At 73.0% G+C, this 12,293-nt stretch carries 11 protein-coding genes and 2 pseudogenes; all 13 read left to right on the forward strand.

Features of this window, described 5'->3' with window-relative positions; all coding sequences use genetic code 11:
• Positions 1-368: 368 nt before the first annotated feature.
• The 13 genes and pseudogenes from clpB to O7625_RS08195 all read left to right on the forward strand — a co-directional run bounded on the left by clpB (position 369) and on the right by O7625_RS08195 (position 12,274).
• Positions 369-2,960, forward strand: a complete 2,592-nt coding sequence (gene clpB / locus O7625_RS08135) for an ATP-dependent chaperone ClpB (RefSeq protein WP_282345271.1) — start codon at positions 369-371, stop codon at positions 2,958-2,960.
• A 409-nt stretch (positions 2,961-3,369) separates the two neighbouring features.
• Complete coding sequence (locus O7625_RS08140) at positions 3,370-3,774, forward strand: hypothetical protein (protein WP_282345272.1); 405 nt, start codon at positions 3,370-3,372, stop codon at positions 3,772-3,774.
• Between the two features lie 96 nt (positions 3,775-3,870).
• Positions 3,871-4,500: a DUF4178 domain-containing protein gene (locus O7625_RS08145; protein ID WP_067315815.1), complete on the forward strand. Its 630-nt coding sequence runs from the start codon at positions 3,871-3,873 to the stop codon at positions 4,498-4,500.
• Positions 4,501-4,502: 2 nt separating this feature from the next.
• Positions 4,503-4,676: pseudogene (locus O7625_RS08150) on the forward strand (DUF2617 family protein); the annotation flags it as partial.
• Between the two features lie 180 nt (positions 4,677-4,856).
• Positions 4,857-5,219 (forward strand): annotated as a pseudogene (locus O7625_RS08155) (DUF2617 family protein); the annotation flags it as partial.
• Positions 5,220-5,274: 55 nt separating this feature from the next.
• Complete coding sequence (locus O7625_RS08160) at positions 5,275-5,700, forward strand: DUF4247 domain-containing protein (RefSeq protein WP_282345273.1); 426 nt, start codon at positions 5,275-5,277, stop codon at positions 5,698-5,700.
• Positions 5,701-5,739: 39 nt separating this feature from the next.
• Positions 5,740-6,162 carry a DUF350 domain-containing protein gene (locus O7625_RS08165; protein ID WP_067309980.1) on the forward strand — a complete coding sequence of 141 codons (423 nt, stop codon included), beginning with the start codon at positions 5,740-5,742 and terminating at the stop codon, positions 6,160-6,162.
• Positions 6,162-6,950 (forward strand): hypothetical protein, encoded by a 789-nt coding sequence (locus O7625_RS08170; RefSeq protein ID WP_282345274.1) that lies wholly within the window; start codon positions 6,162-6,164, stop codon positions 6,948-6,950. Before O7625_RS08165 ends, O7625_RS08170 begins: the two co-directional genes overlap by 1 nt.
• Positions 6,947-8,524 (forward strand): polyamine aminopropyltransferase, encoded by a 1,578-nt coding sequence (locus O7625_RS08175; RefSeq protein ID WP_067309985.1) that lies wholly within the window; start codon positions 6,947-6,949, stop codon positions 8,522-8,524. The genes O7625_RS08170 and O7625_RS08175 overlap by 4 nt, the downstream gene beginning before the upstream one ends.
• A 34-nt stretch (positions 8,525-8,558) precedes the next feature.
• Positions 8,559-9,542 carry a hypothetical protein gene (locus O7625_RS08180; protein ID WP_067310036.1) on the forward strand — a complete coding sequence of 328 codons (984 nt, stop codon included), beginning with the start codon at positions 8,559-8,561 and terminating at the stop codon, positions 9,540-9,542.
• Positions 9,543-9,786: 244 nt separating this feature from the next.
• On the forward strand, positions 9,787-10,656 hold the full coding sequence (locus O7625_RS08185) for a hypothetical protein (protein ID WP_282345275.1): 870 nt from the start codon (positions 9,787-9,789) through the stop codon (positions 10,654-10,656).
• Positions 10,657-10,729: 73 nt separating this feature from the next.
• Positions 10,730-11,455, forward strand: coding sequence for a hypothetical protein (locus tag O7625_RS08190; protein WP_282345276.1), 726 nt, complete (start codon positions 10,730-10,732; stop codon positions 11,453-11,455).
• 9 nt (positions 11,456-11,464) lie between these two features.
• Positions 11,465-12,274, forward strand: a complete 810-nt coding sequence (locus O7625_RS08195) for an SDR family oxidoreductase (RefSeq protein WP_282345277.1) — start codon at positions 11,465-11,467, stop codon at positions 12,272-12,274.
• Positions 12,275-12,293 lie beyond the last annotated feature (19 nt).

A 12,293-nucleotide genomic window follows, 5' to 3' on the forward strand; every position in this document is an offset into this window, starting at 1 on the left:
CCCCACCCGGTCACCCCGCCCCGATCGCGACCCCGCCCGACTCGACCGGTCACCCCGCCCGTGTTCCCAGGTGGATCTTGGAAGTTTCCGGCCCCCAGGGGGCCATTTGCCACCAAGATTCACTCCGGCCCGGTCGGCGGCCCGGTCGGCGGGCCCCCGGTGGGATCGGGGCGTGGGCACCTACGTGGTGTGACGTAGGTGCCCTTGCTCTGGGGGCGGTGGCCATCCAACGCCGCCCGCTGGCACCGTTGACCCCGCCCTCGTCCCGCCGGGGAGTGTGACCCAGGCCACGTTGGCAGAGTTGAGTGGAATAGGCTCAACTCTGGTGGTGTCTCTTACTAGTGGACACGCCGATCCCGGGGGAGCCCATGAACACGGAACGACTCACCACCAAGAGCCGCGAAACCATCACGGGTGCCGTCGCGCTGGCCAACCAGCGTGGTCACGCCACCGTGGAATCCTGGCACCTGCTGTCGGCCCTGCTCGACACCGACGGCTCGACCGCCGCCGGCCTGCTGCGCGCCGTCGGTGCCGAACCCGCCGAGCTGCGCCGGGTCGCCCAGCGCGCGGTCGACGCGCTGCCCGCCGCCCGTGGTTCCAGTATCGCCGAGCCCACCCTGGCCCGCGAGTTCGTCAACGCCATCGGGGCCGCCGAGCAGATCGCCCGGCCGCTCGGCGACGAGTACACCTCCACCGAGCACCTGCTCGCCGGCCTGGCCCGGGTGGGTGGCGCGGTGTCCGACGCGCTGAAGGCCGCCGGGGCCACCGAGGAGAACCTGGTCGCCGCGTTCCCCACCGTGCGTGGCGGGGACCGCCGGGTCACCACCGCCGACCCGGAGCAGACCTACCAGGCGCTTACCAAGTACGGCGTCGACCTCACCGCCAGCGCCCGGGACGGCAAGATCGACCCGGTGATCGGCCGGGATTCGGAGATCCGTCGGGTGATCCAGGTGCTCTCCCGGCGTACCAAGAACAACCCGGTGCTGATCGGCGAGCCCGGCGTCGGCAAGACCGCGATCGTCGAGGGCCTGGCCCAGCGGATCGTGGCCGGTGACGTGCCCGAGTCGCTGCGCGACAAGAAGCTGGTCTCGCTCGACCTCGGCGCGATGGTCGCCGGGGCGCAGTACCGGGGTCAGTTCGAGGAGCGGCTCAAGTCCGTCCTGGAGGAGATCAAGAACTCCAACGGCCAGGTCATCACCTTCCTCGACGAGCTGCACACCGTGGTCGGCGCGGGCAAGGGCGAGGGCTCGATGGACGCCGGCAACATGCTCAAGCCGATGCTGGCCCGGGGTGAGCTGCGGATGGTCGGCGCGACCACTCTCGACGAGTACCGCGAGCACATCGAGAAGGACCCGGCCCTGGAGCGCCGGTTCCAGCCGGTGCTGGTCGGCGAGCCGACCATCGAGGACACCATCGGCATCCTGCGTGGCCTCAAGGAACGCTACGAGGTGCACCACGGCGTCCGGATCACCGACGCCGCCCTGGTCGCCGCAGCGTCGCTGTCCGACCGGTACATCACCGACCGGTTCCTGCCGGACAAGGCGATCGACCTGGTCGACGAGTCCGCCTCCCGGCTCCGGATGGAGATCGACTCCCGGCCGGTCGAGGTGGACGAGATCGAGCGCGCGGTCCGCCGGCTGGAGATCGAGGAGATGGCGCTGGCCAAGGAGCCCGACGCCGCCTCCGCCGAGCGGCTGGAGCGGCTGCGCAAGGAGCTGGCCGACAAGCGTGAGCAGCTCACCGCGCTGTCCGAGCGCTGGCAGACCGAGAAGAGCCACATCGCCAAGCTCTCCACCGCCAAGGAGGAGCTGGAACGCCTCGGCGGCGAGGCCGAGCGGGCCGAACGCGACGGCGAGCTGGAACGCGCCGCCGAGCTGCGCTACGGCCGGATTCCGGCGTTGAAGGCCGACCTGGCCAGGGCCGAGGAGGAGCTGGCCCGACTCCAGGCCGACGGCGCGATGCTCAAGGAGGAGGTCGGCGCAGACGACATCGCCGCTGTCGTCGCCTCCTGGACGGGCATCCCGGCCGGCCGGCTGCTGGAGGGCGAGACCGCCAAGCTGCTGCGGATGGAAGAGTCGCTGGGCGGCCGGGTGGTCGGCCAGGCCGAGGCCGTCGGTGCCGTCTCCGACGCGGTACGCCGGGCCCGCGCCGGTGTCGCCGACCCGGACCGCCCCACCGGCAGCTTCCTGTTCCTCGGCCCGACCGGCGTCGGCAAGACCGAGCTGGCCAAGGCGCTCGCCGAGTTCCTCTTCGACGACGAGCGGGCCATGGTCCGCATCGACATGAGTGAGTACGGCGAGAAGCACTCCGTCGCCCGCCTGGTGGGTGCCCCGCCCGGTTACGTCGGCTACGAGGAGGGCGGCCAGCTCACCGAGGCGGTGCGCCGCCGGCCGTACTCGGTGATCCTGCTGGACGAGGTGGAGAAGGCCCACCCGGACGTCTTCGACATCCTGCTCCAGGTGCTCGACGACGGTCGGCTCACCGACGGCCAGGGTCGCACCGTGGACTTCCGCAACGCGATCCTGATCCTGACCTCCAACCTGGGCTCGTCGGTGATCAGCGACCTGACGCTCGCCGAGGAGCAGCGCCGGGAGGGGGTGCTCGCGGTGGTCCGCTCGCACTTCAAGCCGGAGTTCCTCAACCGGCTCGACGACATCGTGGTCTTCGCCGCGCTGCGCGGGGACGACCTGCGGGCCATCGTCGACATCCAGCTCGACCGGCTGCGTCGGCGGCTCGGCGACCGCCGGCTGGCGTTGGACGTCACCGACGCCGCCCGGACCTGGCTCGCCGAGCACGGGTACGACCCGATCTACGGTGCCCGCCCGCTGCGCCGCCTGGTCCAGTCGGCCATCGGCGACCAGCTCGCCAAGGCCCTGCTGGGCGGCGTGATCCGGGACGGCGACACGGTGCGGGTCGAGCTGTCCGACGGCAAGGACGGCCTGACCGTCACCGCCGCCTGACCGCCGCACCCGCCGCGCCGACCCCGCCACCCCGGCGGGGTCGGCCCGTCCACCGCTGTCCTCCCGCTCCCTCTTCCCCCGACCACTCCCTCTCCCCGCCCGCCCCGCCCGCCCCGCCCGCCTCCCCGCCCGCCCCGGTGATCAAGAGGTTTACGTCAGGCGAGCGCTTTCCCTGGACGTAAACCTCTTGATCGACCCCGCCGCCGGCCCTTCCGCGCCGGTGATCAAGAGGCTTGCGTCGCCGGGAACGCTTTCTGGTGACGTAAACCTCTTGATCACCGCGGTTGGGCAGGGGGCTGGGTGCGGGGCGCGGTGGGTTGGGCGCAGGAGGGGTGAGTTGGGCGGAGGCGCGGTGAGTGGTATGGGGCGGGGTGGGTGGTCAGGGGCGCGGCGGGGAAAGGATGGGGACATGTTCGGGATGCGGAAGAAGAGCGGCGATCCGGAGTTGGACGCCGCCGTGCGGGAACTCGCCGAGGCGGACACCGTGGCCTTCGGTGGGGTGGGGTTCGCCGGCACGCTACTGCCGGTGACCGAGGCGTACCGGCGGGTCGCCGAGGCGCTCGTGCAGCGCCCCCGGCAGGCCCGCGAACAGGTCGACTGGCTGCTGCGGCACGGCTCGCCCGCCGGTCGGGCCTACGCGGCGACGCTGCTGGAGGGGGTCGGGCGGGCGGCGGGGCGGGACGCCTGGGCGGCGCTGCGCGACGACGACGGAGAGTTCACCACCTTCGACGGCTGCCTGATGGGTACCACCACGCTGGGTGGGTACGCGGCCGACCGGCTGGCCGCCCGACCACCCGACCGGGACGCCGAGTAGTTGACCGATCACTCAGGATAGGCTGAGTTTCCCCAGGTGCGCGGGGTGCGCGGGGTTGTTACCGTCTCCGCCGACGCACTTGGGGAGGTGGTCGGGGTGAACGGTCCGATGGCGTACGTCGTGGCGACGCTGGGATGTCTGATCGGGGTCGCCGGGATCGTGGTGGCGGTGGTGGCCCTGCGTAAGGGGCGTAAGCCGACCCGCCCCCCGGCGACGGCGAAGGACCCGTTCCGCGACACCGACTCCGACGCGCTGCGCGGTGACCCCCGCAAGCTCAAGCCCGGCGACATCGTCGAGATCCGCCGGGTGTCGTACGCGGTCCGTGGCTCGGTGCACCTGGTCGAGGGCGGCTGGAGCTGGGCCGAGCACCTGCTGGACACCGTGGAGGGCGACAAGCGCTGGCTCTCCGTCGAGGAGGACCCCGACCTGGAGCTGGTGCTCTGGACGGCCGAGCCGGCCGCGACGGTCACCCCGGGCGCACCCACCCTCGACTTCGCCGGCCGCCGCTACTCCTGGGAGGAGTCCGGCCAGGCCCGCTACTCGGCCACCGGCAGCACCGGCCTCGACCCGTACGGCACGGTCCGCTACCACGACTACCGGGGGCAGGGCGACGAGCGGCTCTCCTTCGAGGCGTACGGCGAAGCCGGCTGGGAGGTGGGCCGGGGTGAACGGCTGCACCGTGCCGACGTGATGGTGTACCCGCAGTCCGCACCGGAAGCGCCCTGATCGTGCTGGTGAGCCTGGATACGCCCTACGTCGACACCTGCGCCGCCGACCTGAGCCTGGCGCTCGGTGGCCCGGAACGCCCCGCGCTGCACGTCCGTGAGCTGACGCTGCCCGGTGGCATCCGGCTGCGGCTGCGCCTGCTCGGTGCCTCCCACCAGGTCGTGCTCACCGCCCCGACCGGCGATGTCGACGCGGCTGGCGGTGCCGTCCCGACCGGCGGTGTCGACGCGGCTGGCGGTGCCGTCCCGACCGGGGGTGCCGGCGCGGCTGGCGGCGTCACCCCGACCGGGGGTGTCGGCGCGGCTGGCGGTGCCGGCGCGAACGCGCCGATCCGACCCGGGGCGGCGACCACTGCGGGTCGGCTGGTCGAGACGGTCGCCTGCCTGCCCGGACGGCCCCCGCACCTGCCCGGCACCCTGCACGACGAGGCGGGCGGCTACCGGTTCACCGCCTCCGTGCTGCGCCCCGCCGTCGGCGAGCTGCACACCCGGATCACCGCGCTCCGCGCCGAGCTGGCCGACGACCCGTACGCCCTGGTCGGCGTCTTCCCCGGCGACCCGGACGCGGTCACCGCGCTGGCGGTCCGCCCCGACGCGCCGGACGGGTCGGTGCGTTGGCGCACCTGGCACGCGTACCCGCAGACCAACGAACTGGTCCTGACCGAGACGGCGGTGGCCCTCCCACGAGCCCCGCAGGCGCGAACGAAGGAGTTCCGGTGAGCGCGAGGAGTGAGCCGGGTCTGCGAGCCCCGCAGGCGCGAACGAAGGAGTTCCGGTGACGTACCGACGCTGGTTCGTGGTGGGGGTGGCCTTCGCGGTCATCGGTGCGCTGGTCGCCGCCTTCGCCATCTTCTATGGCAACTTCTCCCCCCGGGGTTACATCGAGGACCGCTACACCCGGGCAACGAGCCGGGACATCGGGCGGGACGCCATCGCGTACACCTCGAACCGGACCCCGAGCCAGGTGGCGGACGACGTCACCGGCGCCTGGAAGCCGGCCGACCAGTACGTCGACGGCAGCGGCGTCTACCTGCGCTACGACGACGATTCGCTGGTGATCCTGCCGATCGCGGCCGGCTCGCTGATCCTGCTGGAGCGGATGCGTACCGCCTACCCGCGCTACCACTCGACGGTCGGCAACCACTGGGGCTGGGGGCGGGGCAGTACGGTACGCGGCGGCGGCCCCGGCTCCGGCAAGTAGCGCCCCGATTCCCGACCGAACGAACCCCTGGAGCACGCTGTGCAGAACCTGGTCACCGATCTGCTGGTCACCCTCGCCTACGGGGTGGTCGGCGTCGTCCTGATGGCCATCGGCTACGTGCTGGTCGACGTGGCCACCCCGGGCAAGCTCCATGAGCTGATCTGGACCGAACGCAACCGCAACGCGGCGCTGCTGCTCACCTCGAACCTGGCCGGCGTCGGCATCATCGTGGTCGCCGCGATCGCCGCCAGCGAGGACGACTTCCTGCTCGGCCTGGTCGGTTCCGCCGCGTACGGGATCGTCGGGCTGGTCATCATGGCCCTGGCGTTCGTGCTGCTCGACGCGTTGACCCCGGGCAAGTTGGGCACGCTGCTGGTCGACCAACAGCCGCACCCGGCGGTCTGGGTGTCGGCGGTGGTGCACCTCGCCACCGGCGCGATCATCGCCGCCGCCATCAGCTGATGACCACGGCGAGGCAGCCGGCGAAGGCGAACCAGCCGGCCAAGCCGAAGCAGCCGGCGAAGCCGAAACAGAACGCCGGTGCCTGGGTCGTCTGGATCGTCCTCGGCCTGGTCGTGGTGGTCTGCGTGGGCAGCAGCATCTTCAACCGGGACTCCGGGGGCACCACCGTGCCCGCCCCGGCGGCCGACGAGCGCGCCGACACCGTGCCGCTGCTCGTGCAGGCGGCCGAGAGCCAGGGCATCTGCTACGGCTGGCGGCTGGAGAGGTCGTCCGGCGCGGAGGTGAGCGTCGGCTCCAACCTCGGCGACGGGGTGCCGGTGACCGAGGACGCCCGCTGCCCCCGGTGGGTGGAGGTCCGGGCCCGGGTCATGTACACCGCGGAGAGCAGTGAGAGCAACGACTGGGCGACCGTCACCGTCTCCGGCTCGGGCGACTTCTCCCGCGCCGACCTCTACGCCGTCGATACCGGCCTGACCCGGTTCGGCCTGCACGAGGACGTGTTCGTGGACGACCCGGGCTGGGCGATCTGCCGCGCCGCCGTGGCGTTGCCGCTGCTGGTCGCCGAGACGGGGGCGGCACCACCGGCCGCCACCCCGTCCGCGGACCCCGGCGCGGTGGCGGCCCCGCTGCCGGACACCGGCAGCGACTTCTGGCGCGACCGCTGGGGTACGGTGCTGGCCGCCGCCGGTCTGCTGCTGGTCGCCGCGCTGCTGATCACCGTCGGGTTCGTCCAGCGCGGCCGGCAGCGGGCGGCGGCCCCGGCCGGGCGTACCCGGGGGACACGGTGACCACGGTCGACGACACCCCGGCGGTCCGGCCGCGCTGGCGGCTGGCCCGCGCGGCGGTGCTGGTCGCGGTCTTCGTCTGCGCCGCCTGCGGCCTGGTGTACGAGCTGGCTCTGGTCGCGCTCGGCAGCTACCTGATCGGTGACACGGTCGGGCAGGCGTCGATCGTGCTCGGGGTGATGGTCTTCGCGATGGGGGTCGGCGCGCTGGTCGCCAAGCCGTTGCAGCCCCGGGCCGCCGCCGCGTTCGCGGTGATCGAGCTGACCCTGGCGCTGCTCGGCGGCCTGTCGGTGCTCGGCCTCTACGCCGCGTTCGCCTGGCTCGACCTGTACGGCCCGGCGCTGGTCGGCACCGCGTTCGTGCTGGGTCTGCTGATCGGCGCGGAGATCCCGTTGCTGATGGTGATGCTGCAGCGCATCCGTGAGCAGGCCGCCGGCAGTGCGGTCGCCGACCTGTTCGCCGCCGACTACGTCGGCGCGCTGCTCGGCGGGCTGGCCTTCCCGTTCCTGCTGATCCCGGTCTTCGGCCAGCTCAAGGGTGCCCTGGTGGTCGGCGCGGTGAACGCGGTGGCCGGTCTCGCCCTGGTCTGCACGGTGTTCCGCGCCGAGCTGAGCCGCCGGGCGCGGCTCGTGCTGGGCGCCGGCTCCGTCGTGGTCGCCCTCTGCCTGGGGTACGCCTGGGTCACCGCCGCCGACTTCGAGGTGACCAGCCGCCAGCAGCTCTACCGGGATCCGGTGGTGCACGCCGAACGCTCCCGTTACCAGGAGATCGTGTTGACCCGGTCGGTGCGCGAGGTCGGCCACCCCGACACCGACCTGCGGCTGTTCCTCAACGGCGACCTCCAGTTCAGCTCGATCGACGAGTATCGCTACCACGAGGCGCTGGTGCATCCGGCGATGCGCGGCCCGCGCGGCGAGGTGCTGGTGCTGGGTGCCGGCGACGGACTCGCCGTCCGCGAGATCCTGCGCTACCCGGACGTGCGCCGGGTGACAGTGGTCGATCTCGACCCGGCGGTGGTGGCGCTGGCCCGCTCCGAGCCGCAGCTCCGGGCGCTCAACGGCGGCTCCCTCGACGACCCCCGGGTCCGGGTGCTGAACACCGACGCCTTCGGCTGGCTGCGTACCGCCACGGAACGCTTCGACGTGGTGGTCGCGGATCTGCCCGACCCGGACGAGACGGCCACCGCCAAGCTCTACACGGTCGAGTTCTACACGCTGATCCGCGCGGTGCTCGCCGAGGGCGGCCGGCTGGTGGTGCAGTCCGGGTCGCCGTACTTCGCTCCCCGGTCGTACTGGTCGATCGAGGCGTCGGTACGCGCGGCCGGTTTCGCCACCGCCCCGTACCACGTCGACGTGCCGTCCTTCGGTGACTGGGGATTCGTGCTCGCCGCCCCGGGCGGCACTCCGCCGGTGCTGGAGCTGCCGGCCGACGCGCCCCGGCTGCGGTTCCTCGACCCGGCGGTGCTGCGGGCGGCGGCGGCCTTCCCCGCCGACCGGGGCCGGCTGGACGTACCCGCCTCCACCCTGTTGCGGCCCAGGGTGCTCGACTACGCCCGCAGCGAGTGGCGCGGCTACTAGCCTCGGACTGGTGTCACCGTCGTCGCGCCGCCGGCTGCCACCGCGTGCGGTGGACGCTGCGGCGTACCTCCAGGCGTTCGTGCTGTCCGGGGTGGCGACGGTGCTGGTCACCCGGGCGTTCCTGCGGGCGACCGGCTACCCGCAGCTCGGCGGCGGCGGCCTGCACATCGCGCACGTGCTCTGGGGCGGCCTGCTGATGACCGTCGGCCTGGGTGTGGCGCTGGTGTTCCTCGGCGGGGCCGCCCGGATGGCTGGTGCGGTGCTCGCCGGGATCGGCTTCGGGCTCTTCATCGACGAGGTCGGCAAGTTCGTCACCGCCGGCACCAACTACTTCTACCGCCCGGCCGCCGGGATCATCTACGCGGTCTTCGCCCTGCTGGTGGTGATCACCCAGGCGCTGCGTGAACGGGTCCGGCTGACCCCCGGGGAACGGGTCGCGAACGCGCTGGACGTGATCGTCGGCGGGGTCGGCCGAGGGCTCACCGACCGGCGGCGGGTGGCCACCCTGCGGCTGGTCCGGGGTGCCGGCCCGGAGGTCGAGTCGGCGGTGTCCGCGCTGCTGGACGTGGTGCCGCGCCGGGAACCGCCGCCCCGGCGGTTCTGGCAGCCCTGGGTGGCCCGGCTGCGCGACGCGTTGGTCCGGCTGACCGCCCAGCGCTGGGTGGTCCTGCTGGTGGTCGCCTACCTGGTCGTCGAGCCGGTGGCGACGGTGGTGGTGGTGACCACCGAGGGGGTGACCGGCGAACTGGACCAGGCCGGCGAGTGGGGGGCGGTGCTCGGGGTGTCCGCCTCGGCGCTGGTCGCCGGGGTGTTGAGCATCCGCGCCGCGTTTCTGCTCCGCGACGACCGGCGGGCCGCGTTCCGGCTGTTCAAGCTGGCCCTCCTGGTCGACCTGCTGTTCGGGCAGATCTTCAACTTCACGGTCAACCAGTTCGACGCGGTGACCGGGCTGGGGGTGGACCTGCTGCTGCTCGCCGTGGTGACCGCCGAACACCGCCGGCTGGTCCGCGACTCCTGACCGGGGCGCGGCGCGACCCCCGCGGTCCGACTGCTCCGCGACGCCCGCGTGTCCGACTGCTCCACCACCTCCGCCGACTGCTCCGCGACCCCCGGGCCGTCCGTGAACCTGATCGGGTTCGGTCGCGGAGGCGCCCGTGGGGCGCGGGTGATTCGGCAGGTCCGTCACCGGGTACGGCACCGTCGTACCCGGTACGACGGGCCTGCGGACGTTACCGTGGTGCCGTGATCTAGGAAGGAGAATCATGGTCGATTCCCACAGCACGCCCGCTCGGACCCGTCCGGGTCTGGTGACACTCTCCAGCTATCTGCTGATGTTCTTCGCGGCGCTCCAACTGATCGGGCTGATCCTGACCCTCGCGATCAGCGGCAAACTCCGTCAGGCGTTCGAGGACGCGTTCGAGGGGACCGCCAGCGAGGTCGAGGGGCTCGGCACCGCCGTCGTGGTCTTCGCCGTCGGCGCGTCCGTCGTGCTGCTGCTCATCGCGCTGGCCCTCGTCGTCCTGGCGATCTTCAACAACCGGGGCAAGAACGGCAGCCGGATCGCCACCTGGGTGGTCGGCGGCATCATGGTCTGCTGCGTCGGCGGTGGACTGGTCAACGGCGCCGCGGGCTTCAGCGGTTCCACCGGCTCCACCTCCGGGAACGCGCCGAGCGCCGACGAGCTTGAGCGCAGCATGAACGCCGTGCTGCCCTCCTGGTACAACCCGGTCAGCACCCTGCTCGGGGTGGTCAGCCTGCTCGCCCTGCTGGCGGCGCTGATTCTGCTCGCCCTGCCGCAGTCCAACGAGTTCTTCCGCAAGCCCAAGGCGGGCTGGGAGCCGCCCATTCCGGGTGCCGCCTATCCGGCCGCTCCGGGCTACCCGGCGACCCCGGGCTACCCGGCCACGCCCGGCTACCCGCAGCCCGGTGCTCCCGGTCAGCCCGGTGCCTTCGGTCAGCCCGGTGCTCCCGGTCAGTCGGCCCCGGCGGGTCCGGGTTCCACCCCGGGCGTGCCGGACCAGTCCCCGCCGTCCGACGGCTCGTCCTGGTCGCCGCCGCCGTCGGGCGGGGAGCCGGACCGGCCCGCCGGAGGCAGCGGACCGGACGACCCGCAGCGGCCCGCCGGCAGCTGACGGGCGCGTAACAACGACAGCGACGATTCCCTCCGAGTAGGTTGCACACCGAGGCCTACCGGAGGGAATCGTCGTGTCGTACCCGGATCAGGTGGCGGTTCGCCGGCCGGCGGCCGTCAGCGCGGCGGCGGCGCTGCTCGGGCTGATGGCGCTGGCCGCCGGGGCCTACGCGGTGACCATCCTGCTCGCCCTGGGCGGCACGGTGGACCGGTTCCGTTCCGCCGCCTCCGGCACCGCCGCCGGGCCGGGGGACGTCGACGGCCTGGTCCGGCTGCTCCGGCTCAGCACGATCGGCGCGGCGGTGTTGACGGTGCTGGTGGGGCTGCTGCTGGTCGGCCTCGCCGGTGGGCTGCTCGCCCGGCGGCGGGCTGCCAGGATCATCGTCTGGGCGGTCTGCGGGCTGGGCCTGCTCGCCGGTGGGTGCGCGCTGGCCGTGCTGGCCGGGCAGCGGGCCGCGCCGGTGCGGTTGGGCGCTGGTGACCAGGGTGTCGCCGACCTGTTCGGCACCCTCGGGGAGGCCTACCCGTCCTGGTGGATCCCGGCGAACGCGGGGGTCTCGGCGGGTCAGGCCCTCGGCTACCTGGTGGTGGCCGTGCTGCTGGGCCTGCCGTCGGCGAACACCTGGTTCGCCCCCCACCGGCCGGTGCTCCCCGCCCCGGCACCTGGCCCTGCGCCGACGCCTGGCCCCGCCCCGACGCCTGGCCCCGCCCCGGCAGCCGGCCCCGCTGCACCCCACGGCACCACCCCCGTCCCCGCGCCACCCCACGGCACCGTCCCGCCGGCGCCGCCACACCGCTGAGGAGCAACAGTGACCGCCGACCGACCGGCCCGGGGCCGCCGCGCGCTGATCACCGGTGCCACCGCCGGTATCGGCGAGTCGTTCGCCCGGCAGCTCGCCGCCGAGGGCTGGGACCTCGTCCTGGTGGCCAGGGACGCCGACCGGCTAGCCACCGCCGCCGCCGAGACGGCCGACCGGCACGGCATCCGGGTGGAGACCATCCCGGCCGACCTGTCCACCGACGACGGCTGCGCCCGGGTGGAACGGCGGCTCGCCACCGGGGATCCGGTGCACCTACTGGTCAACAATGCGGGCACCAGCCTCAGCCGGCCGTTTCTGCGTTCCACCGTCGCCGACGAGATCCAATTGCTGCGGCTGAATGTCCATGCGGTGTTGCGGCTCACTCTGGCGGCCCTCGGCCCGATGACCACGCGCGGCGATGGGGCAGTGATTAATGTCTCTTCGGTCGCCGGATTCGGCCCGGTGATGCCGGGCTCCACCTATCCGGCCAGCAAGGCCTGGGTGACCAGTTTCAGCGAGTCGATCGGGCAATCGGTGCGCGCGTCGGGCGTACACGTGATGGCTCTCTGCCCCGGCTACACCCGAACCGGGTATCACGAACGCGCCGGCATCGACATGTCCAGCATGCCGGGCTGGATCTGGCTGCGGGCCGACGACGTGGTCGCCGAAGCCCTGCGTGACCTGCGGAAAGGCAAAACCGTCAGCGTTCCTGACTGGAGGTACAAGCTGGCCGTGGCCAGCCTGCGGCACCTGCCGCGCCGGCTGTTGCGCAGCGCCTTCCGGGACCGGCGGGGACGGGTCGATCCGACCGGGCGGTGAGTTTCCGCCGGTGCCGGAC

This window comes from Micromonospora sp. WMMD714 (assembly GCF_029581315.1).
Classification (GTDB): Bacteria; Actinomycetota; Actinomycetes; order Mycobacteriales; family Micromonosporaceae; genus Micromonospora; species Micromonospora rifamycinica.

Excerpts from the sequence above, each read along its gene's own strand:
- clpB (WP_282345271.1), top strand. The coding sequence starts at position 369 with ATGAACACGGAACGACTCACCACCAAGAGCCGCGAAACCATCACGGGT.
- O7625_RS08140 (WP_282345272.1), top strand. The coding sequence starts at position 3,370 with ATGTTCGGGATGCGGAAGAAGAGCGGCGATCCGGAGTTGGACGCCGCC.
- O7625_RS08170 (WP_282345274.1), top strand. The coding sequence starts at position 6,162 with ATGACCACGGCGAGGCAGCCGGCGAAGGCGAACCAGCCGGCCAAGCCG.
- O7625_RS08185 (WP_282345275.1), top strand. The coding sequence starts at position 9,787 with ATGGTCGATTCCCACAGCACGCCCGCTCGGACCCGTCCGGGTCTGGTG.